18 protein-coding genes and 1 pseudogene are annotated in these 22838 nt (G+C 38.9%); 4 read left to right on the top strand and 15 right to left on the bottom strand.

The genetic code is table 11. The features are described from left to right. The first annotated feature begins 22 nt into the window (after nt 1–22). Nucleotides 23–1189 carry an aminotransferase A gene (locus ACQKEZ_RS12660; protein WP_427301266.1) on the top strand — a complete coding sequence of 389 codons (1167 nt, stop codon included), beginning with the start codon at nt 23–25 and terminating at the stop codon, nt 1187–1189. 31 nt (nt 1190–1220) lie between these two features. Here ACQKEZ_RS12660 and ACQKEZ_RS12655 read toward each other — a convergent pair whose 3' ends face one another. Further along, a complete protein-coding gene (locus ACQKEZ_RS12655) occupies nt 1221–3047 on the bottom strand; it encodes a PAS domain S-box protein (protein ID WP_427301265.1) in 1827 nt (608 codons plus the stop codon). Between the two features lie 154 nt (nt 3048–3201). Beyond that, nucleotides 3202–5331, bottom strand: a complete 2130-nt coding sequence (locus ACQKEZ_RS12650; RefSeq protein WP_427301263.1) for a peptidoglycan D,D-transpeptidase FtsI family protein — start codon at nt 5329–5331, stop codon at nt 3202–3204. 335 nt (nt 5332–5666) lie between these two features. Here ACQKEZ_RS12650 and ACQKEZ_RS12645 point away from each other — a divergent pair, with 335 nt between their 5' ends. Next, the gene (locus tag ACQKEZ_RS12645) at nt 5667–6449 is read left to right on the top strand and encodes a CAP domain-containing protein (RefSeq protein ID WP_427301261.1); all 783 of its coding nucleotides are present in this window, start codon (nt 5667–5669) and stop codon (nt 6447–6449) included. Between the two features lie 120 nt (nt 6450–6569). After that, nucleotides 6570–7687, top strand: a protein-coding gene (locus ACQKEZ_RS12640; RefSeq protein WP_427301259.1) for an IS3 family transposase whose coding sequence is annotated in 2 segments (ribosomal slippage) — nt 6570–6843 and nt 6843–7687 — 1119 coding nt in all. Because the reading frame shifts where the segments join, the coding sequence is not laid out codon by codon here. 88 nt (nt 7688–7775) lie between these two features. Here ACQKEZ_RS12640 and ACQKEZ_RS12635 read toward each other — a convergent pair. From ACQKEZ_RS12635 to ACQKEZ_RS12585, 11 genes and pseudogenes are all read right to left on the bottom strand, one after another. Continuing rightward, complete coding sequence (locus tag ACQKEZ_RS12635) at nt 7776–8648, bottom strand: NAD(P)-dependent oxidoreductase (RefSeq protein WP_427301257.1); 873 nt, start codon at nt 8646–8648, stop codon at nt 7776–7778. A gap of 13 nt (nt 8649–8661) precedes the next feature. Then, complete coding sequence (locus tag ACQKEZ_RS12630; protein WP_427301255.1) at nt 8662–9447, bottom strand: SDR family oxidoreductase; 786 nt, start codon at nt 9445–9447, stop codon at nt 8662–8664. 73 nt (nt 9448–9520) lie between these two features. Next, complete coding sequence (locus ACQKEZ_RS12625; RefSeq protein ID WP_427301938.1) at nt 9521–10468, bottom strand: methyl-accepting chemotaxis protein; 948 nt, start codon at nt 10466–10468, stop codon at nt 9521–9523. Continuing rightward, nucleotides 10463–11482, bottom strand: a pseudogene (locus tag ACQKEZ_RS12620) (HAMP domain-containing protein); the annotation flags it as partial. The gene ACQKEZ_RS12625 and the pseudogene ACQKEZ_RS12620, both read right to left, overlap by 6 nt. Before the next feature lie 112 nt (nt 11483–11594). Further along, entirely contained in the window at nt 11595–12623 is a 1029-nt protein-coding gene (splB, locus tag ACQKEZ_RS12615; protein WP_427301254.1) for a spore photoproduct lyase, read from the bottom strand. An 80-nt stretch (nt 12624–12703) separates the two neighbouring features. Further along, the gene (locus ACQKEZ_RS12610; RefSeq protein ID WP_427301252.1) at nt 12704–12931 is read right to left on the bottom strand and encodes a transcriptional regulator SplA domain-containing protein; all 228 of its coding nucleotides are present in this window, start codon (nt 12929–12931) and stop codon (nt 12704–12706) included. A 114-nt stretch (nt 12932–13045) separates the two neighbouring features. After that, entirely contained in the window at nt 13046–14764 is a 1719-nt protein-coding gene (ptsP, locus tag ACQKEZ_RS12605; RefSeq protein ID WP_427301250.1) for a phosphoenolpyruvate--protein phosphotransferase, read from the bottom strand. Further along, entirely contained in the window at nt 14764–15030 is a 267-nt protein-coding gene (locus ACQKEZ_RS12600) for a phosphocarrier protein HPr (protein ID WP_427301248.1), read from the bottom strand. Before ACQKEZ_RS12600 ends, ptsP begins: the two co-directional genes overlap by 1 nt. 93 nt (nt 15031–15123) lie before the next feature. Continuing rightward, complete coding sequence (gene ptsG / locus ACQKEZ_RS12595) at nt 15124–17223, bottom strand: glucose-specific PTS transporter subunit IIBC (protein WP_427301246.1); 2100 nt, start codon at nt 17221–17223, stop codon at nt 15124–15126. Between the two features lie 197 nt (nt 17224–17420). Next, entirely contained in the window at nt 17421–18269 is an 849-nt protein-coding gene (gene glcT, locus ACQKEZ_RS12590) for a glucose PTS transporter transcription antiterminator GlcT (protein WP_427301245.1), read from the bottom strand. Nucleotides 18270–18332: 63 nt separating this feature from the next. Next, on the bottom strand, nt 18333–19322 hold the full coding sequence (locus tag ACQKEZ_RS12585) for a LacI family DNA-binding transcriptional regulator (RefSeq protein WP_427301243.1): 990 nt from the start codon (nt 19320–19322) through the stop codon (nt 18333–18335). A gap of 90 nt (nt 19323–19412) precedes the next feature. Here ACQKEZ_RS12585 and ACQKEZ_RS12580 point away from each other — a divergent pair, with 90 nt between their 5' ends. Then, nucleotides 19413–19553, top strand: coding sequence for a hypothetical protein (locus ACQKEZ_RS12580; RefSeq protein ID WP_427301241.1), 141 nt, complete (start codon nt 19413–19415; stop codon nt 19551–19553). Nucleotides 19554–19626: 73 nt separating this feature from the next. Here the strand turns inward: ACQKEZ_RS12580 and ACQKEZ_RS12575 are convergent, their stop codons facing one another. Further along, nucleotides 19627–20721, bottom strand: coding sequence for a M24 family metallopeptidase (locus tag ACQKEZ_RS12575; protein WP_427301239.1), 1095 nt, complete (start codon nt 20719–20721; stop codon nt 19627–19629). A 101-nt stretch (nt 20722–20822) separates the two neighbouring features. Next, the gene (locus ACQKEZ_RS12570) at nt 20823–22742 is read right to left on the bottom strand and encodes a heavy metal translocating P-type ATPase (RefSeq protein WP_427301237.1); all 1920 of its coding nucleotides are present in this window, start codon (nt 22740–22742) and stop codon (nt 20823–20825) included. Between the last annotated feature and the right edge of the window lie 96 nt (nt 22743–22838).

Raw genomic sequence — 22838 nt, 5'->3', positions numbered from 1 at the left:
AATTTTTTTAAGGTGATGAAAAATGGAACATTTGCTGAACTCAAGAGTAAAAGATATTGAAATTTCGGGAATACGAACATTTTCAAATCTTGTATCGTCGTATGAGGATGTTGTTTCTCTGACCATTGGTCAGCCTGATTTTTATACCCCACATCACGTGAAAACAGCTGCTAAAACGGCAATTGATGAAAATTTCACCTCTTATACGCATAATGCAGGATTTTTAGAGCTTAGACAGGCTATCCATCTTTATATGAAGAAAAAAGTCAACCTAAACTATGCGGCGGAAACTGAAATCATTGTGACAACAGGTGCGAGTCAAGCCATTGATGCAGCTTTTCGTACGATTTTAACCGAAGGTGATGAGGTCATTTTACCTGGACCTGTGTATCCTGGCTACGAACCGATTATCCGCATGTGTGGTGCAAAGCCTGTTCACATTGACACAACCAATTTCGGGTTTAAATTATCAGCTAAATTAATTGAAGAAGCTTTAACGGAGAAAACAAAATGTGTCGTTCTACCATATCCATCCAATCCGACAGGTGTTACGCTATCAGAAGAAGAATTGCGTGAGATTGCCCACGTATTGGAAGGAAAAGATGTCTTTATTTTATCCGATGAAATCTATAGTGAACTGACTTTTGATCGGCCTCATCAGTCGATTGCCTCATTCTTAAGGAACCAAACCATTGTCATTAACGGTCTATCAAAATCACATAGTATGACAGGCTGGCGAATTGGCTTTTTATTTGCCCCTGAACCCATAGCTAAACATATATTGAAAGTACATCAATATAACGTCTCTTGTGCCTCTGCTATCTCACAAAAGGCGGCACTCGAAGCTGTGACAAATGGTGTGGATGATGCACTTATTATGCGAGAGCAGTATAAGAAAAGACTCGATTATGTATATGATCGCCTCATTTCAATGGGATTGCCTGTCATTAAACCTTCAGGCGCATTTTATATTTTTCCTTCCATCGAAACATTTGGCATGAGTTCATTTGATTTTTGTATGGAGTTGTTAGAAAAAACGCGTTTAGCTGTCGTGCCTGGCTCCGCTTTCTCAACATATGGGGAAGGCTATGTTAGACTTTCCTATGCCTACTCATTTGATACGCTCAAGGAAGGTCTTGATCGACTCGAACAATTTGTTTTTGAAAAACGTACGGTACAACCTTCATGACTATTGGAACAACGGCGAAATGCCGTTGTTTTTATTTTGCAGGAAAGACGATGTGAAACACAGTTCCCTTCTCAGGCTGACTGTCCACTCTGATCGTGCCATTGTGATTTTCTAAAATATTAAAGGTGACCATCAAGCCAAGACCTGTTCCCTTTTCTTTTGTTGTGAGAAATGGTTCACCAATTCGCTTCATTACAGATTCAGGAATACCTACTCCTTCATCTTTAATCGTGACGATAATTTCATCTTCTTGTTCCCTTGCAGCAATGTCAACCTTGCCACCATTAGGCATTGATTCAACAGCATTTTTGATCAAGTTAATAAAAACTTGTTTTAATTGGTTTTGATCCCCGTTGATCATTAAATTCTCTTCAAAATAGCTTGTATTCATTAAAACACCATTGAGGTTTGCCTGTGTTTCAAGTAATGCGGTCACTTCACCGATCAGTTTTTTCAGATCAAGTATCTGCATTGAAGCAGTTTGTTGCGGTTTAGCGAGCATCAATAGTTCACTTAAAATAATCTCAATTCGACTCAGCTCAGAAAAAACAATGTCAAAGTATTGATCTTTATCGACTGTTTTCGGTTTAATGAGCTGAAGAAAACCTTTGATCGCTGTAAGCGGATTCCGAATTTCATGCGCGATTCCAGCTGCTAGCTGCCCAGCAATGGTTAACTTTTCAGAACGAAGCATGAGCTCTTCTGTTTGTTTTCTTTCTGATATATCTCTTAGGATGATCTGAACGGCTGTTTCTCCAAAAAATGTCGTTGGAATACAGACCATTTCCGTATAAATTAGCCGATGTTTAAAAGTATGACAGCTCATTGTAACAATCTCTGAATCTGATTGTCTCTCAATGACTCGCTGTAAACTCTTCTTTACATTCTGCTGATCACATGAATGGATTTGGTGAAAGATATCTTTTCCAATTAGTTTATCGTAATGTTCTGCCTCGAACAGCTTAATTCCCGACTCATTCATAAATACCCATTTGTTATCATGAATGACTGCGATTGTATCAATTGAATTTTGAATCAAAAGCTGGTAGCGCTCTCTGCTTTTTTGAAGGACGGTTTGAAATTTTTTCCGTGAAGAAATATCAACAAGTAGTAGCAGCTCTGCTCGTTGGTTTTGGTAAAAAGTCGGCGACGATTTCACTTCAATATGGATGTTACTTCCATCTTTTCGTTTCCATATTTGTTCAATCATTCCGACAGGCAAACCTTGCTGAATCCTAGCAATTCGACTTCTGACTATATCATGATAATCTTCCTCAATAAAATCAAAAGCTGATTTCCCAATCATCTCATCTCTGCGACATACACCCATTAAATTCAGCATGGCATCATTGGCATAGACGATCTTTCCTAAAATACTGATGCAAAGCGGATTTGGTAGCATAGCGATGAGCTTTTCAGCTTCATCAAGATTTTGGAAAGCCGGTAGACTCCTTGTTTGATGTAGAGATGACGTGTTTTTTTGACTCATGTGTGATTGTGACTCTGATTCTACTACCCTCATTTTTAAAACCATTTCTCTATCTAAATCCATATCCGTCATATCGCAAGCGACAAAATCAATGGTGGCTTCTACCCAAACAGCAGTCAAATCCTTTCTAAGCAGTCTAAAGTTACAAATCTCTAGCATATGCTGATTGTAAAAATAGCTCTCGACGAGAAATTGATCCTCTGTATGAACAAAGTCTTTTAAGTGACACCCTAGTAAATCCTTTTGTTCATATAGCAAAAGCTGCTTACAATTAGGAGAAATATAGAGAAAGCGGCCATTAGAAGAAAGAACGGCATGTAAATCTGCATTCGAATGCAATTGATCCGAATCTTTCGTTTTTTGTTCCATCGTCGTCCGACCCTCCTTTTATCTTTTTTAGGTTGCCCTTAAACTGATGTATAAGAAGGATTCGCTAGAAAAAGCTTATTTTCCTTCCGATCTCATGCGAAACGTCCATATTTTAAAGAAAAAAGGAGCACGTGATCAAGTGTGCTCCTCCTTTTTATTGTTTATTATATTTCTCTTGTAATTCTACATATTTATCAACAATTCGTCTTGGAATATTGTGAATGACTTTGTCTTTATCCGATACATACGGTGTCACAACACTAAATGCAACTTCTGGATTTGAAGACGGGTAATATCCTGCGAATGTCAAGTTGTAGGTTGCATTGCCCCACCAATTTCGGTTTGCTCCATAATAGAAGGTTTGGGCAGTACCTGTTTTGCCAGCGACATCATGTTTTCCGAAACGACCAGCAGCCGTTCCACCTGTTGATGTGACCATTTTCAGTCCCATTTTCACACGGTCAATATCGGCCGTTGAATTGTTAATTCTATTTAATATCTTTGGTTCATTTTTCTTAATGACGGGGCCGATTTCATCTTTGTTTGTCGGCATATGAATACCTTGAACAACGCGCGGCTGTACACGGTTTCCGCCATTTGCAATCGTGGACATATACTGCGCGACCTGAAGCGGTGTATATGTGTCATACTGACCAATGACTTCATCAAGTAGTAGTCCTCCAACCGTTTTCGGATGTGTCTGCATGCCGCTTGATTCTTGCGGAAGGTCAATGCCTGTTTTAACCCCTAGCCCAAATTGCGCATAATAATTTCTTAACTTTTGCAAATCCTCAGTATCTGCTGGTAAAGAACCGTTCTTTTGATACGTGATATTAGCAATTCTCATAGCGACCTGGAACATATAAACATTTGAGCTTTTTTGAAGTGCTCTTAAATCATTCACCCATCCAAGATCCATATATGATTTTTTCGGCTTTCCATTCCCTGCAAAGTAAAGTGGTGTATCGACATACCCTTGACCATGAGACATACCATCCTGATAACCAGCTAGAACGGTTGCCCCCTTCACAACTGAACCGACCTCATATTGCGTAGTAAACGTACCGATGGCATAGTCTGTTACATCTCTACCTTCCATTTTCTTCCCTGACATGGCCAAAATGTCACCTGTATTTGGATTCATCATGACAACAAAGGCACGATCCATCATATAGTTTCTTGCACTTGCTGCTTTGAGTTCAGATTCAACAATCTCATCTACTTCTTTTTGCAGCTCCATATCAAACGTCAAAGCTAAATCTAACCCTCTTCGTCCTTCAGTGCGCTTGACTTCATCTAACAATTTCCCGCCCATTTGTGTGTATTGCACTGTAGCTTTTTCTGAATTCAAGAAATCTTCATATTGATATTCCAAGTAGCTTTTTCCTACTCTATCGTTTCGTGAATAGCCTCTCGCTAAGTAATAATCTTCCCGCTCCTTGATAATTCCCTGCTCAGGAGTTGTCACCCCACCTAGTACATTGTAGAGCGTATTTTTATACGGATATTTTCTCGTCCAGTCATTAATGACATTGACACCAGGAAGTTCATCAAGATGCTCTGACACGAGCGAAATTTCATCATAGGTTAAGCTGACAGCTGATGTTTGCTTCGATTCTTTCGTCTCATCAAGTAACGCAACCTTGTCGTCACCTTTTTTCTCTTCATTCGGATTCATTGCTTTGACGATTTGCGGTTCAAATGCATAGCCGCCTGTAAATCTTCTATAGATCGCCGCCACTGCTTTTTCCGTTGCATCGTTTTCAATGGCTTTAATTTCTTCATCTGGTACACGTTCTACTTGAAGTGCATAAATTTCACTTGCACCCAATTTCTGATTTTTTATCTCTGTTTTTGTCACTAGCTTATCCGCTTGTTTCGTGTTGTTAGCTAGCCAGTAATCTCGAATATCACGCTCTCTTAAAAAGTCTGTATCCATTTTAATATACGTTGCAAGCTGTCTCGCTACTTTTATCTTATCCTTCGCTTTTACACCACTCTCTGATGTATAGACGATTGCAGGAACACTCTCATTGTCAACAACGACTCTTCCTCGTGAGTCATACATTTTTCCTCTTGGTGACGGATACGAAGCCGTTTTGATTTCTGTTCGGTTCGCTTGTTTTTTATAATCCTCACCATTGACAATTTGCAAAATACCGAGTTTGATAACTAGTCCGGCAAATAAACTAAATACAGCGAAGAAAAAGAGATTAATTCTCCAGGCTCTTCTACGGTTTATTTTCTTCTTTTCTGAAGAGCCTTGATGTTGTTTCTCTCCCACTTACGTATCTCCTCTCATCCTATCAAACTTTTACAATTACCATTCATTATTGTAACATTTTTGTAATAGTTGTTACAGCATAAACGGTAAAAAAAAGCTGTCAATCTCTTTATCAAAAAAAAATATACTAATGCATAAAAATATTGGAACATATATGTCGATTTCATTAAATAACATAATGAGCTACACCTTGAGCTAGAGGGGATTTTTCAGTCACTATAACAAAGATGACAACCTATGTTTGTCAATGGATGATGTTGGAACGTTTTTAACAAAAAAGCCATGTTATGATTTTTGGTGAGAGAAAAAACAAAGATTTTAGGAGGAATTAGACAATGAAGAAGAAATCATTCTTTTTATCTGCGGTAACAGCTGCTGCGCTTATCACATTCACTGGTGGGCATCAAGCAGACGCAAAGGAAGTCAACCTGCAACAAATCATTCAAGTAAAACATCAAGCAATTAATCTGAACGCACTTGCAGCAAAATTACATATCACATCAGATGTAAAACAGCTAAGTGCATCTGATAAGAAAGAAATTGAGGCTATTTTAAACAAATGCTTAAAAAACGGACAACCCGTTACTGGCACTAAAGTAGTCAAAGAAGTAAACAAAGTAAAAAATGAACAAAAACAAAAAACAGCTAAAAAACCAGCTGCATCTAAACCTAGCACATCTACAAACTCAAACAATAAAACAGATCAAAAAGACACAACGGCTACAAACGCTGATTCTAGCCTAAATGCTGTTGAAAAAGAAGTCGTAGATTTAACGAACAAAGAACGTACAAAACAGGGCTTAAAAGCACTTGCAGTTGATTCAAAGTTAAGCAAATCTGCTCGTGCAAAATCTCAAGATATGAAAGATAAAAACTATTTCTCTCATACAAGTCCAACTTACGGTTCTCCATTTGACCAAATGAAGAAATTCGGGATCACTTACAAAACAGCAGGTGAAAACATCGCACAAGGTCAAAGATCAGCTAAAGAAGTAGTCATTGCTTGGATGAACAGCGAAGGTCACAGAGCAAACATCTTAAACAAAAATTATACACACATTGGTGTAGGTTATGTGAAAGACGGTAACTACTGGACACAACAATTCATTGGTAAATAAGTAACCAAAAAAGCTTGTCCCTAAGGGGACTGACCCCATAAGATGAGACAAATAAAAAACACCTTCAAGTTTGAAAACGGATAGTTGTTATCCGAAATAAAACGTGGAGGTGTTTTTTCTATGGGGACAAGAGTGAGTTATCCGGTTGAAGTCAAACGGAAGGCTGTAGAAATGAGATTGGCAGGCGTACCTATGAAAGAGATCATGCAGGAATTGAATATCAAGAATAAGACGCAGGTTCAGACATGGGTGAGGTGGTATAAGGCTGGGGATACACACCGATTCGAACAGCCTGTTGGAAAACAATATACCTACGGAAAGGGTCCCGAGTACTCTTCCGAATTAGAGAAACTACAGGCAGAAAATCGCTATCTGAGACAACAGAATGAAGTTTTAAAAAAGTACAACGAATTGGAAAGGAAGTTGATAAGGAAACGTCAATTGAACTGGTAGAAGAATTGCGCAAAACGATGACGGTACAGGAAATCTGTGTCCCTTTAGGCATCTCACGCACTTCGTATTATAGATGGAAAAAGGATCTGACTCAGAATAATTCTAAGAGACAACTAGAGAAACAAGTCGGCACGTTGTGCCGACAGCACAAGTATCGATATGGATATCGAAAAATCACAGCCATACTAAAAATGAGAATGCGTATTAACCATAAAACTGTTCAACGTATTATGCAGAAAAACCAGTGGCAGTGCCGGGTTAAAATGAAAAAGCGTAAGAAGAATGGGCAGCCTTATGCCGTGGTCGATAATATACTGAATCGGAACTTTCAGTCTGATCGCCCTCTTGAAAAACTAGTAACGGACATCACGTATTTGCCTTATGGACAGAAACAATTGTACCTTTCCAGTATATTGGATTTATATAATGGAGAAGTGATTGCTTTTACAATTGGTGATAAGCAGGACACAGACTTTGTCTTAAACACACTTCATCAGCTCCCAGCACTTCCTGAGAACTGCGTGTTACATAGCGACCAAGGTTCTGTGTATACATCTTATGAGTATCAGAAAGCTGTTCATGTAAAAGGCATTACCATGAGCATGTCCCGCAAAGGGACGCCCGCTGATAATGCCTCCATCGAATCGTTTCATTCTTCACTAAAGTCTGAAACGTTCTATCTTAACAGTATTGATCGAACTACGACCACCATCGTAGAACGCACTGTCAAAGAATACATTCACTATTATAACAACATTCGTATTCAAACGAAACTAAACAACTAATCACCGATAAACTATCGGCAATTGGCTGTATAAAGGTGTTTTGATCCCTGTCTCAAAAACGGGGGTCAGTCCCAAGGGACAGGCTTTTTTATTTAACCCACAGTTTATAAAGACTTTGCGTTCCACTATTTTCTTCCCCTTGCTCTTTTAGCTTTTCATATAATGATTTGGCTAAGGCAAGACCTGGCATCTCTTCGTCCATCAGCGCTGCTTCTTCTAGTGCAATGCCCATGTCTTTGATAAAGTGCTTCACATAAAAACCTGGCTCAAAATCTCCTTTTAACATTCTTGGTGCTAGATTAGAAAGCGACCAACTACCTGCTGCTCCAGTCGTAATACTTTTTAGCACATGCTCCGGATCTAGTCCTGATTTTTCCGCATATGCCATTGCCTCTGCCACACCAATCATGCCAGAAGCTATCGCAATTTGATTACACATTTTCGTATGTTGCCCGCTCCCAGCTGGACCTTGATACTGAATGTTTTCCCCCATTTGTTGAAATAAAGGGAGACAATCCTCATATGCCTCCTTCGCGCCGCCAACCATAATGGCAAGTGTTCCGTTCTTTGCCCCAACATCTCCACCAGATACAGGCGCATCTAATGCAAATAGCCCTCTTTCTTTCGCCTTCTCTTCAATTTCTTTTGCAAGTTTTGGTTTTGATGTGGTCATATCAATTAAACAGGCCCCATCCTTCGCATGTACCACTAGCCCATTTTCCCCTAAGTATATACGCTCGACATCTGATGGATACCCTACCATTGTGATCACGACATCTGCTTCTTCAGCTAACTGTTTCACTGAATCCTTCCAAACGGCTCCTTTTTGCAAAAGTGCCTCTGCTTTCATTTTTGTTCTCGTGTACACAAAAACATCGTACCCTGCATCTAGTAAATGTCCTGCCATACTGTTTCCCATGACACCAATCCCAATAAACCCAACCGTTTTTAGCTGTGTCATACTCTTGTCCTCCTCAAATCGACTTCGTCAATCCACCATCAATGAGCAGTGTTTGACCCGTCATATATGTATTTGCTTCTGATAAAAGAAATGCCGCATACTTGGCAAACTCATCTGGCTGTCCATAACGCCCTAATGGTATATCCTGTTCTGCCTGTGCTTTTACTTTCTCTACTGTCATTTTCTCTGCTCTTGCCCGTTGTTTGTCCAGCTCCATTACTCGATCTGTCGCAATTTTTCCTGGGGCGAGGGTATTCATCAAAATACCGTCTTTTGCAAGTTCTTGAGCGGTAGCTTTGGTCCATCCAGCAATAGCAGGTCTGAATGTGTTTGAGAGCATCAAATTTGGAATAGGTTCTTTAACAGAAATAGAAGCAATATTGAGGACTCTTCCTCCGTTTTTCTTTAAATAAGGGAGTGCTCCTTTTAATAATCGAATGTAACTAAGTAGATGTAACTCAAATGACTCGAGCCAATCTTGATCCGTAAGGGTTTCTAGCGTTCCCGTTTTAGGACCACCTGTATTATTCACAAGGATATCAATCTGCTGTTCGTCGCCAATAGCTGCTTTAATGAGTGCTTTGATCTGATTTGCATCTGATACATCACACACTTGATACGCGATATTTCCTTTTACATGAGGTCTCAATGATCCGACTGTGTCTTTTAATGTGTTTTCATTTCTCCCTGATAGTGTCACATCAGCTCCTTCTTTTGCTAAGGCAAAAGCAATTGCTCTGCCAATCCCTTGACTACTTGCTGTGACTAAGGCCTTTTTATTAAATAGCTTTAAATCCATGTGAACACCTCCATTTTTTATTTTAGCATACAAAAAGAACCTTGCTACGTTTGCAAGGTTCTCCAAATTAATTTTAGATTTTAAATCGATCGATAGCTTGTCTTAGTGCTTGACTTGATTCATTTAGTATCTCAGTTGAAGATTTTGCTCTTTCAAGTGCCTGTACTTGTTCATCAGTTGAAGCATGTACTTCCTCTGCTGAAGCCGCTGATTCTTCTGAAATAGCTGCAATGCTTTGAATGGAGTCGTTCATTTTTTGCTGTTCTTCTGTCATTTGGTTAATCTCTTTGTGAATGCTATCAATTGAACCGACAAGTGCCTGCATTTCCATCGTAATACTGCTAAGCGCTTCGCCTGTCGCATTGATCGCTTCCCCTTGCTCCTCATTCATTTTGCTTGCTGCTGTCATCGCTTCAGCTGCATGTTTCGATTCGTCCTGTATCTGCTTTACCGTCTCACTAATATGTTTTGTTGATTGCGCAGACTGCTCAGCAAGTTTTCTAACCTCTTCCGCTACAACAGCAAAACCGCGTCCGCTTTCTCCAGCTCTTGCTGCCTCAATACTCGCATTGAGTGCAAGTAAATTTGTTTGATCTGAGATATCTGATATAGCAGTAACAACATTTTCAATATTCTTCGTTTTATTCTCAAGGTCAAGCAACATTTGCTCTACCTTTTTTGACTCATCACTTGCCTGTGTTGATTTTTGCACTAACACTCCCAGTGCATCCAGCCCTTTATAGCTTGCATCCTCTGAAGATTTTGAGTTACTTTGCATCTGAGAGGCAATCTCACCCATTTGGCGGACTTTCTCATATAATTGCTCTGATTTTTCATTGATTGATTCTGCTTCCGTTGCTTGTTTAGAAGCACCAGTTGCCACCTCTTGTATAGCTGTTGCAATTTGTTCACTTGATAGCAACGTTTCGTTTGATACTTGCGTCACTTCACCAGTAGATGACACCACTTGGTCTGACGCTGTTTTTACTTTGTCAATTAGATCTTTAATTCCTTCTGTCATCTGATTCAAACTCTTTGTGAGGAAGCCAATTTCGTCTTGTGATTTTGCCTCTAGTGTATCTCTCAAATCACCTTCAGACACTTTTCTCACATGCTCAATGAGCCGTTTGATTGGTGTTGTAACGGTTTTTGCTAGCAGGTAGCTTAAAATAATAGCCACCACAATCGCAATGACTGAAATAATGATACTCGTTTTGTTCATTTGATTTGTAATCCACAATAGCTCATCTTTTTCAAAGCTTATGCCTACTGTCCAGTTTGCTTCCTTCACCTTTGAAGTCACCGTTAATTCTTTATGATTGTCTACACCTGAATTTTCAATGGCTTTTTTCACTGAAGCGACTTTAGAGATATTTTTCCCCTGCTGTGTTGGGTGTGCCAGAATCATACCTGTGCCATCAACCAAAAATGCTGTACCCTTATAAGGTATTTTTTTACCATTAATAAATGATTGAATGGCGGATAGCTTTAAGTCAAGTGCTGCAACACCAATAACTTTTCCCTTATCTGTAATAGCTTTTGTTGCAGATATGACCATATCTCCTGTTGCTTGGTCAATGTAAGGATCTGTCCATAATACTTCATCTTGTTTTTTAGCAGAATTGATATACCAATCCCGTTTTGAAGGGTCATAACCTTTACCAAAATCAGATTTTGGAAAAGCAAACATCTTCCCATCACTTGTTCCTATGTATGCTAATGAAATTAATTCATCCTGTTTTTGTAAAACTTTCAATTGATCATTCTCAAAAGCTGCCGTTTGTTTTGTTTGTTTTTGGGCAAACTCTTTTGCGAGCGAGCTTGTCGCTAGTTTATTGATAGTTTCGCTATATCCCTGAAGTTTAAGCGATATAACCTCTTCCATATTTTCTGCTGTTGCCGTTGTTGTTATCTTTGCGTCTTGTTCTATGAGCGGCTTTAAAACAAGATTTGAACCGACCTGTACTGCGACAACGGTCAAAATTAAAATAATCGAGATAAAAGTAGCTATTTTTATCTGTAGTTTCTTAAACATCTCATCACCCCTACCTACTTTCGTATCATATTCTATTTATCGGTCACTTTGGTAACGTATTCAATAGTTGTGTGAAAATTTAAATAGAAAAACAAGCTAAAATAAGCTTGTCTCAAGTGAAATATTCAATTTTTGCAGACGGAAAGTATTGATCTATATATGATTCTAATGTCTGTCTTAATTCTTTTTCTTCATCCTTTTGATAAATATATTTGCCAATCCCATACCTGCCCCATTTATATCTTCTTTTATCCTCATCTAACTCAAGCTTGGTTTTCGGATAATTTTTTTGAATGACACGCTTTGCAGGTTTCGTAAATCTATGTTGGATCATTTCAAAGGTAATATCACCTCTTACATCCTGGGGAAGAGCAGCATTTAACTTTTCAAACAGCTCTCGATATCCTTCTTGCCAGCCCTCGTGAATATAAATAGGGGCAACAATAAACCCAAGTGGATAGCCAGCTTTTGCTACTTTAACAGCCGCTTCAATCCGTTTATCTAGGGGGGATGTCCCTGGTTCAAAATATTTAATAACATAATCAGCATTAATGCTAAATCGAAATCTTGTCCGACCATTATGCTTTGCGTCTAAAAGGTGATCGACATGATGAAATTTTGTCACAAAGCGTAATTTTCCAAGGTCAGTCTGTCCAAAATATTCAATCGCTCTTTTCAGTGTATGAGTCAAATGGTCTATTCCGACGATATCAGACGTACAGGAAGCTTCAAAGCGAGTTATTTCAGGTGCTCTTTCATTCATGTACTGTTCAGCCTGATCAAGAATTTCTTCCACATTTACATAAGTTCGAATGTATGGTTTGCTCCCCATTGTCGTTTGCAGGTAACAGTAATGACAGTGTCCCATACAGCCTGTTGCAAAAGGGATGGCATATTCTGCTGAAGGTTTTGATGTATCAAATTTCAGTGTTTTTCTTACACCAATGACCAAAGTTGATTTTGCATTTCGATATTTTTGCAAGTCATTTTTACCAGGGATATTACGAACCTGATTATGCGAGGTTGTTTCTCTTATTTCTAATCCCATACCTTCAAATTTCTCTTTTAGTTCTTGACCTAGAGGATATTCTAGCGCCTTTGGCTCAATATAGACAAGTTGCGGGACAAAAGGTTTTATCATAAAAGCACATCCTTACCTGAAAGGTTTACATACGATTACTTTAACCGACCTTTATTGCTTTTATCCTTTGTAATATCTCCCTAATCAAACATCTCTTTATAAAGTGATTCGGCTTCATCATACGTTGAAAAGATAGCATCGTCCTCTGCTAACGTATGGTATGTTTCAAGCAAAAATAAAGCCAGCTCTTGCTCGTTGTATGGATGTGATACAACTTCTGCTTCTTTTATTTGTGCAACATTTGCTGCATGCGGATTGCGATAAATGACATACACTTTATCACCTAGTTGATAATCTGAGTTAGACATAGCATGACCTCCACTTTCCTTTTTCTTTAGATTGCCCCTCCCATCCCATCAATATGACCTTATTTGATAAAATTCGACAAAAAAACCAGACAGTTATCCTGTCTGGTTTTAAAATCAGTTCGTTTTGAATGTTTTCTTCACAAAGTCAACCACTTCTTCTGTTGTGCTAAGTGAAAGAATATGCTCTTTGAATGATTGAGCTTCTTTCTTAGAAAGCTTGCTGATCTGTGTTCTAGCTGGAAGAATGGACGTAGCACTCATAGAGAATTCATCAAGTCCAAGACCTAATAGAATTGGAATTGCAATTTCATCTCCTGCCATCTCACCGCACATTCCTACCCATTTGCCTTCTTTATGAGCCGCTTCAATAACAAGCGTGATCAAACGAAGAATTGCTGGGTTATATGGTTGGTAGAGGTAAGCGACACGTTCATTCATACGGTCAGCAGCCATTGTGTATTGAATTAAATCATTTGTTCCAATACTGAAGAAATCAACTTCTTTTGCGAATTGGTCTGCAATGACAGCCGTTGATGGAATTTCCACCATAATCCCAATTTCAATTGAATCGGAAACAGGCGTCCCATTTGCAACCAATGCTTCTTTTTCTTCAAGTAAAATAGCTTTTGCTTCTCTAAACTCGGTCAACGTAGCGATCATAGGGAACATGATTTTCAAGTTTCCATATGTACTTGCACGAAGTAATGCGCGTAATTGAGTTCTGAAAATCTCCTGCTCTTCGAGGCAAAGGCGAATCGCTCTATAGCCGAGGAACGGGTTCATTTCTTTTGGAAGTTTCAAGTAAGGAAGCTCTTTATCGCCGCCAATATCTAATGTGCGGACAACCACTGACTTGCCTTCCATTTTTTCTAAAACAGCTTTGTAAGCATCGAATTGCTCTTCCTCTGTAGGAAGTTGATCTCTACCCATGTACAAAAATTCTGTGCGGTATAGCCCAACAGCTTCACCACCGTTCTCAAGTACACCTTTTACATCTTCAGGTGTTCCAATGTTTGCTGCAAGCTCTACATGGATCCCATCTTTAGATATAGTAGGTTGATCAACAAGCTTTGCCCATTCAACTTTTTGTGCTAAATAGTCTTCATGCTTTTTTTGATACGCTTTCACTTCATCCTGAGAAGGCTGAATGATCACGTCTCCGCTTATACCATCTACAATAATGAGGTCATCATTTTTGATTGTTTTTGTTGCTTCTTTTGTTCCAACAACAGCCGGAATTTCCATTGATCTTGCCATGATAGCAGAGTGGGATGTACGTCCACCTATATCAGTTGCAAAACCTTTGACATATTGACGGTTTAACTGTGCTGTATCAGACGGTGTCAAGTCTTCTGCAATAATGACAACCTCTTCCGAAATTAAACTCGGATTTGGAATATCAACGCCAAGCAAATGTCCAATAACACGTTTTGTTACATCGCGAATATCAGCTGCGCGTTCTTTCATGTATTCATTGTCCATTGCCTCAAACATTGTAATAAACATAGTCGCTGTTTCTTTTAAAGCAAACTCTGCATTTACTTTATCAGAATTGATTTTATCCTTTACTGGGTTTAACAGCTCAGGATCACTTAGTACAAGAAGGTGAGCAGAAAAAATATCTGCTTTATCCTGTCCAAGTTCTTTTAGCGCATGTTCTTTAATGACTTCAAGTTCTTTTTTCGAAAGGTTAATTGCTTCTTCAAAGCGGCTAACTTCTGTCTCTGGATCAGTGATGTCTTTTTTATTAACTGTTAAATCAGGTTCTTCTAGCCGATAAGCCTTTGCAATTGCAATTCCAGCTGAAGCCCCGATTCCTTTCAGTTGTTGCATTAGTCGCCTAGGCCTTCACTTTTCATTGTATCTTTTAGAGCAGCAAGTGCATCGTTTTCATCAGAACCAGAAGCAGAAATTGTAATTGTAGCACCTTTGGCAATTCCTAGAGACATTACACCCATAATAGATTTAAGGTTCACTGTTTTACCATTATATTCTAAGTTGATATCAGCATCATATTTACTAGCAGTTTGTACAAGTACTGTTGCAGGACGTGCGTGAATTCCAGAATCTGCAGTTACTTTGAATGTTTGTTGAGCCATTTTTATCAATCTCCTTTTTATACAATTAGTACATCCACAATATTATATCATACTGCCGCGCTTGTCATCTAACAAGAACGGCAGAAGTGGAAATTATTTTTTAATGTTGATGATATTTTCTTGCCCTGCTTTGATTTCACCAGTTGCCTCAAGGTTAATTGCTTGCCCTTCGCTTAAGTTTGTAAATATGATCGGCGTCATCAAAGATGGTACTTCAGACTTAATTTTATCAATATCAACCTCTAGTAGCTTTTGACCGAGTTCTACTTTATCTCCCTCTGATACAAATACTTCAAAGCCTTCTCCTTTAAGAGTGACAGTATCAATTCCGAAGTGAATGAGAATTTCTTTTCCACCTTCAGATTGAAGACCAATCGCATGTTTTGTCGGGAAAACATTTAAGATTTTCCCTCTAACTGGCGATATGACAGTGCCATCTTTAGGTAAGATGGCAAATCCGTCACCCATCATTTTACCTGAGAACACTTGGTCAGGAACATCTGTAATTGGATGAATCTCCCCTGTGATCGGTGCAACGAACACTTCTTCTCCTTGTTCGTTTTGCAATGGTTCCGCAATGACTTCTTCCACCTGTTGGCTCACTTCTTCTTTTGCAGAAGGGTCTTGAGCTGGACGTGGTGTTCGTCCTACGATGATATCCTGCATCTGTGTTTTTAAGTTGTCAGAGCGAGGACCAAAAATGGCTTGAATGTTATTCCCCACCTCAAGCACACCTGACGCACCGAGCTTTTTCAAACGGTCTTTATCAACTTTTTTCTGATCATTGACCGTCACACGTAGACGTGTAATACATGCATCAAGGTGTTTAATGTTCTCTTGGTTACCCATTGCTTCTAAAATGTTATACGGCAAATCATCGCCTTTTCCAGCACTTGGGGATTCGGCATCATCTGCCGCCTCATCTTCACGACCTGGTGTTTTCAAATTGAACTTGCGGATCGCAAATCTAAAGCCGAAGTAGTAAATGGCTGCGAGTACAAGACCAACTGGTATCACAAGCCACCATGCTGTTCTATTCGGTAGGATACCAAATAGGAAGAAATCAATTAAACCGCCTGAGAAGGTCATTCCAATTTTCACATTTAGAATATCCATTATCATGAAGGATAATCCGGCAAAAACACAGTGAATAGCAAACAATATTGGTGCTACGAATAAAAATGAGAATTCAAGTGGTTCGGTTATCCCTGTTAAAAATGATGTTAGCGCCGCAGATCCCATAATTCCAGCGACTAGCTTTTTACTCGCTGGTTTTGCTTCGTGATAAATCGCAAGCGCTGCCGCTGGAAGACCAAACATCATAAACGGGTATTTCCCTGTCATGAATGTACCAGCTGTAAGCTGAACACCATCTTTGATTTGTGCCATGAAAATACGCTGATCACCGCGAACAAGCTCTCCTGATAAACTTTTATAACTAAAGAACTCATACCAGAACGGTGAGTAGAAAATATGATGAAGTCCGAATGGAATAAGTGAACGTTCAATCACACCAAAGACAAAAGCAGCAAGCGGTTCATTTGCCGCAAGTAGGCCTGTTGAGAACGAGTTTAGCGCACTTTGAATTGGCGGCCAAATGAGCAGCATCACAAGTCCTAAGATAAGCGCTGAAATGGATGTTACAATCGGAACAAAGCGCTTACCTGCAAAGAAGCCAAGGTATTGTGGCAACTCAATTTTGTAAAATTTGTTATACATGTAAGCGGCAAGTACCCCAACGATGATTCCACCAAATACTCCTGTGGAAAGCGTTGGAATACCAAGCATATTAATATACTCCGGATGGCTTTCTTTAAAGAACTTCGCCAGTTTAACTGAATCTGATGGAATAGAGCCGTTTGCCACTAGGACTGCACTCATCGCAACATTCATCACGAGATAACCGATGATCGCTGCAATTCCTGCGACACCATCTCCGTTGGCAAGGCCGATGGCAACCCCTACAGCAAATAAAAGCGGCAAGTTAGAGAAGACAACATTCCCTGAATTTTCCATAACGCTAGCAACTAACTGAATCGTATCATTGCTTAAAAATTGAGCAACATCAATAAGTTGCGGATTTTGCATTGCATTTCCTAACGCTAGTAATATACCGGCAGCTGGCAAAATAGCAACTGGAAGCATAAGCGCTCGGCCAATTTTTTGCAATACACCAAAAAGTGATTTAAACACTCTTCATGAACCTCCTTTTGTTTTCGCTTACAACACGCAATTACCAATGGCAATTTTTCATAATTAACCGTTTACAATTCACTTTCATACGCAAAAAAAGGCATGGTGATATAAGGTTGCGCAAATAGCAGGATCTTATCCTGTATTCACCTTAAGTCACTCATGCCTGATCGAATCAGTTACACGTATCAAGTAAATTATGAAATTTTATTCGTGAGTCTGTACAAATGAAGTGTCAAGTAGACTGCTTCAGCTTCATGTACAGGTTTTTTTAATGCATGTTGCAAGATTTTAATCATTTTCCAAGCTGTATTGTAGCATAAAGGATATTCATTTTTCAATAGATGAAGTAATTTTTCTGGTTCCTCTAAGGGCTCGTCTCGTTTTATTCGCTCAATTGTAAAAGTGATATGGCGTATGAGCCGCAAATAATGAATACTCTCTCTATCTACTTTCATACGAAAAGCATCCTCAATGACTTGAACCATTTGAGATATAAGCTGAGAATGACGATTGACCTCAGACAAAGGTCGATTCGTCAATGCGGAATGGATATGAAGGGCGATAAATCCAATCTCCCCTTCTGGTAGCTTCGTCTCCATGTCTGGGCGTTTATTAATAAGCTCAACCACTTCTTTTGCCACTTCGTATTCTTTCGGATACAGTGATTTAGTTTCTAGCATAAATGGATTTTTAATATCATAGCCCTGTTGTACTCGTTTAATGCTAAAAGCGATATGGTCTGTAAGTGCAATATGAATGTGTTCATTTAAACCGTGTCCTATTTTCTCACGTATATGATAGATGACATCATTGGCGATCTCGATCATCTTCTCATCAATATGAAGAAGGAGCTGCTTATATTCTGTTTGCTCTTTTGTATCTTTGAGAACAAACATCTTCTCAAATGCGGCTTGATCAAGGACATCACCCGTTTTTTTTCCAAAGCCGATCCCTTTTCCGATTAAAACGACTTCATCGTAAGAAGGATGTGTTGCAATGATGACATTGTTATTTAATGCTTTACTAACGGTGAAGGATTTCATATGAAGCTCCCCACCTCCTTCTTGTTCAATCTATCTTATCGTACATAACAGTTGAAACTTGCGTCAACGATTGTTTTTGAATGATGTTGTCATTCGCTCGATGAGCCGGTAGGGCAATACCTTTTTTTCAGGCAGACTTCCATTCATCGCTTGATTTAGTAACTCAAACGCTTCATGCCCCATTTGTTTGATTGGAATCTCAATTGTTGAAATACCAAGCATTTCACTTATTTGTTGATTATCAAAGCTTAAAACAGCTGGGTACTGACCGACTTTTACACGATGACGGTCTGCTTCTAACACAAAACCAGCAGACACTTGATCGTTCGATACTAGTAATGCACTCGGCTGATTCACCATAGAACGCCATTCAGCAAATAATTTCCTTCCATCAAACAGTGTTAATTTTCCATCAATGATCCATTCATATTTGATTTCCTGTCCGATTGTTTTCATCATTTTTTTGTAGGCTTTCATCCTTACTTGACTGTTGATTCCTTCTTTTCTTGCGAGGACAATTGCTAATTTCTCATGCCCACAAGATACTAAGTGTTCTAGTCCATCTTGAAATGCTTGTTCATGGGCTATACTGACTGAGGAAAAATCATTATCTTGCGTGTCATGGCAAAAAACGATAGGCCCAGCTGCTTTCCATTTAACAAGTTCTTGATCGCTTAATGCTTTTGAACAAAAAATTAAGCCATCGACTTGTCTTTCTTTTAGCTTCATGAGTGCCTCTTCTTCTTTTTTATGGTCGTAATTTGTTTGAAACAGAGCAAAATGGATTCCTTGATTTTGCGCTTTTTCTGCAATTCCATTTACAAGTTCACTGAAATACGAATGATTAATTGTTGGTAAGACAATACCAATCATATTGGAAAAACCTTTTGCCAAATGGACAGCATGAATGTTTCTTGTATATTCAAGCGCTTTGATCGCATCAAGCACACGCTTTCGTTTCTCTTCTTTGACATAAGGATGATGATTCAATACACGCGAGACTGTTGTAATGGACACCCCGGCTCTTTTAGCAATTTCCCTTATGTTTGACATTTTTTCTCCTTCTTTCTCTTGATATGGTAAGCGTTTCATACTTTAAGATGTAAGTGAAGCAGCTCTAATCATAAGAAAGGGGATAACAAAGTGGGATTTGTATTTCTTATTGTTTTATGTATGATTGTGCTTTTATCTGCACACACCGCATTAAAGCCATTAGGAAAAAAGCATAAAGTGAAGTCATTTCAGTCAATTGAGGACTTTTTTATTGATAAGGACAATTCTTAATGTGAAGCAAGAAAAGATCACGATGGGTATTCCTCTTTTAGAGGTTCATCGTGATCCCTTTTAGATCAATTGGTTATTTTATGATTGTTAGTTCCTTTGGATAGTTTGTTAGTGTAATGGCACCATTTTCTGTCACTAATACATCATCCTCTATTCTCACACCGCCGATCCCCGGAACATAAATGCCTGGTTCGATCGTGTAGACCATTCCTACTTTTAAAAGGTCATCATTGGCTTGACTCATTGATGGAAATTCATGTACTGACACACCGAGTCCATGTCCGAGTCGATGTGGGAAGTATTCTCCATATCCTGCTTCTGTAATAAGTCCGCGCGCTTTCAAATCTAAATCACCAATTCTCACACCTGGCTCACTCATCTCAAGCGCAGCTGTTTCAGCCTTCAGTACCGTCTCATAAATTTCTTTTTGTTTCTCACTTGCTTCTTGGAAAATGAATGTTCTCGTAATATCGGAACAATAGCCTTCTACAATGACACCTAGGTCAAATAAAACAAAATCGCCTTTTTTCAATTTTGCCTGTCCAGGATTTCCATGAGGTTCACCCGATTTTTCTCCAAAGAGAACCATTGTTGAAAACGACATACCTTGAATGCCTTTTTTCTTCAGTTCATACTCAATGATAGCTAGTACTTCTGTTTCTGTTATGCCTTCTTTTAATGCATTTACGCCAATCTTTACACCTTCATCGGCAAGCATTGCTGCTTTTTGTAATATCGCAATTTCTGCGTCATCTTTAATAAGACGTAGCTGATTCATCTGCTCTTCTGCTTCAGCAAATTCCTTCGCACCAGTTGTGGCTTTCAGCTGTTCTGCTCTATGTAAGGGAATTTTTTCCTTTTCAACAGCAAGTCGGTTGACCTTTATGTCTCTTTGGTTAAGCGTTGCTTTCATAAAATCAAATGGATTCTCATGATCTTCATAACCAATGACATCATATGTCCACCCTGCATTCTTTGCTTGATCGACCTCCATTTTTGGTAAAATAAAAAACGGTTCGGCATCTTGAAACACAAATAGCCCCATTAACCGTTCATGTGGCTCAGTGAAATAACCTGATAAATAAAAGACATTTTCCTTTGTATGTATAAAAGCACCTTGAATATCCTTTTCCTTCAGCCAAGAAGAAAGCTTATCTAATCGGTTCATTTATATCCTCCTCACACGATCTTCCTTCAACTTATTGTATCAGTTTTTTGTGACTTTGGCACAAAAGCGCACCGAAGGATCGGTGCGCTTTTGACCTCATATTAAGATGCTCTTAGCAAACGCAATCCATTTAAGATGACCAAAATGGTGCTACCTTCATGACCAATGACTCCAAACGGTAAATCAAGCACCTGCAAGAAGTTTGCGCAAATCAATAAACAAATAACAGAAAGAGAGAAAATAATGTTCTGTTTAATGATTCGGTTCATTTTTCTTGATAGTCGAATCATTTTTGTTAAATTATTTAAATTATTCTTCATCAAAATTAAATCAGCTGTTTCTAAAGCAACATCTGTCCCTCCGCCCATAGCTACTCCAACATCAGCAGTCGCAAGTGCAGGTGCATCATTGATGCCATCCCCCACCATAATGATGGAGCCAAAGCGATTCTTCAACCGACTGACTTCATTTACTTTCTGATCAGGCAAACATTCTGCTACTACAGTTTGAATACCAGCTTCTTTTGCAATAATTTCAGCCGTTTTTTGCTGATCACCTGTCAACATAACGGTTTGAATGCCTAATCCATTTAGCTCCTGAATCATCTTTTTCGCTTCAGGTCTTATTTGATCCTTCAGTCCGAGACAACCAACAACTTGATCATCTTTTTGAACATAGACTACTGTATAACCTGCATGCAGTAGCTCTTCACCCTTCTGCGCCATGTCGTGATCAATCGCCGCATGACCTGCAAAGTCTTTTTTACCGATGCGCCATGTTTCACCATTCATTTGTGCCTTCACGCCAAAACCTGAGGCTTCCTCAATCATTACACCAGAAATGAAAGCTGCATCATGCTTTTTAGCAAAATCACTAATCGCCTGTGCTAACGGATGATTCGATTGACTTTCAATTTGATAAAGAGCACTGTAGAATTCCTTCTCATCTTGATTGCTAGATACCATGATTTTTTCTACTGCTGGCTTTCCACTTGTAATCGTACCTGTTTTATCAAATGCAATGATATTGCTTGTGCCTAATTTCTCTAAGAAGATACTCCCTTTGACAAGCATCCCGTTTCTCGCACCATTAGAAATAAGTGAAAGTGCTGCTGGCATGATTGATGCAACTAAAGCACAAGGTGATGCAACTACCATAAATACCATTGCGCGATAAAAGGTTTCATTCATACTCCAGCCGAGAACAAAATAAGGAAGAATCATTAAAATAGCGACTGTTATAAGTACACCTTTGACATACACACCCTCAAATTTTTCAATGAATGCTTGGCTTGGTGAGACACTCTCTTGTGCGGATTCTACTAGCTTCACAATTTTACGAAAGAGTGTTTCTTCATTATGTTTAGACACTTCAACGGTCAATGATCCATTTAAATTAACAGTTCCCGCAAATACGTCTGCTCCTTTAGATTTTTCCTGCGGGATTGATTCACCTGTAAGAGCAGATTCATCAATACTTGTTTTTCCGCTGATAATGACACCATCAGCAGCAATTCGTTCTCCTGCTTTGATCATAATTCGATCACCTGGTGTAAGCTTTGAAGCAGCAATTATCATCGTTGACCCATCATCCTCAATTAATGTAGCTTCATCTGGTGCAATACTCATAAGTGCGGTTAAATCTTTTTTACTCTTATTAGATGTGTATGTTTCAAGAGCACCGCTTAATGAAAAAATGAAGATTAAAATAGCTCCTTCTGCCCAGTAGCCAATGATGGCAGATCCAATTGCTGCAAAAATCATCAAAAGCTCAACATTGAGTGTTTTTGAAGAGATGGTTTCCTCGATTCCTTCTTTTGCTTTAGCGTAGCCCCCAATGATAAAGGCAAGGATAAATAACGGAATGCTCCACATACTATCGTCGTTTAGTATCCATCCAATTAAAATAAGGATACCTGATACACCTGCTGCAATCAGTTCTCCATGGCCCGCCCATTTTTCAAAAAATCGTTTGGACTCTTTTTGATGTGTTGTTTGATATAACGCTGTATTCTCAGCCATTGTTTATTTCCCCCTTCTAATTGATAATGGTTTTCGCATTATCAATACTGGAACTATCTTTTTTTCGATTATAATCATCTATAAATCCAGTGTTTT

Origin of the sequence: Bacillus sp. NPDC077027 (assembly GCF_050269555.1) — a bacterium.
Classification (GTDB): domain Bacteria; phylum Bacillota; class Bacilli; order Bacillales; family Bacillaceae; genus Bacillus.
Note: the sequence above shows the minus strand (reverse complement) of the source record. Positions and strands in the feature narration are given on the sequence as shown.

Excerpts from the sequence above, each read along its gene's own strand:
- ACQKEZ_RS12645 (WP_427301261.1), top strand. The coding sequence starts at position 5,667 with ATGAAGAAGAAATCATTCTTTTTATCTGCGGTAACAGCTGCTGCGCTT.
- glcT (WP_427301245.1), bottom strand. The coding sequence starts at position 18,269 with ATGAAATCCTTCACCGTTAGTAAAGCATTAAATAACAATGTCATCATT.
- splB (WP_427301254.1), bottom strand. The coding sequence starts at position 12,623 with ATGATAAAACCTTTTGTCCCGCAACTTGTCTATATTGAGCCAAAGGCG.
- ptsP (WP_427301250.1), bottom strand. The coding sequence starts at position 14,764 with ATGCAACAACTGAAAGGAATCGGGGCTTCAGCTGGAATTGCAATTGCA.
- ACQKEZ_RS12575 (WP_427301239.1), bottom strand. The coding sequence starts at position 20,721 with ATGAACCGATTAGATAAGCTTTCTTCTTGGCTGAAGGAAAAGGATATT.
- ACQKEZ_RS12655 (WP_427301265.1), bottom strand. The coding sequence starts at position 3,047 with ATGGAACAAAAAACGAAAGATTCGGATCAATTGCATTCGAATGCAGAT.
- ACQKEZ_RS12625 (WP_427301938.1), bottom strand. The coding sequence starts at position 10,468 with ATGACAGAAGGAATTAAAGATCTAATTGACAAAGTAAAAACAGCGTCA.
- ACQKEZ_RS12610 (WP_427301252.1), bottom strand. The coding sequence starts at position 12,931 with ATGTCTAACTCAGATTATCAACTAGGTGATAAAGTGTATGTCATTTAT.
- ACQKEZ_RS12660 (WP_427301266.1), top strand. The coding sequence starts at position 23 with ATGGAACATTTGCTGAACTCAAGAGTAAAAGATATTGAAATTTCGGGA.
- ACQKEZ_RS12635 (WP_427301257.1), bottom strand. The coding sequence starts at position 8,648 with ATGACACAGCTAAAAACGGTTGGGTTTATTGGGATTGGTGTCATGGGA.
- ACQKEZ_RS12600 (WP_427301248.1), bottom strand. The coding sequence starts at position 15,030 with ATGGCTCAACAAACATTCAAAGTAACTGCAGATTCTGGAATTCACGCA.
- ACQKEZ_RS12585 (WP_427301243.1), bottom strand. The coding sequence starts at position 19,322 with ATGTCAAACATAAGGGAAATTGCTAAAAGAGCCGGGGTGTCCATTACA.
- ACQKEZ_RS12630 (WP_427301255.1), bottom strand. The coding sequence starts at position 9,447 with ATGGATTTAAAGCTATTTAATAAAAAGGCCTTAGTCACAGCAAGTAGT.
- ACQKEZ_RS12570 (WP_427301237.1), bottom strand. The coding sequence starts at position 22,742 with ATGGCTGAGAATACAGCGTTATATCAAACAACACATCAAAAAGAGTCC.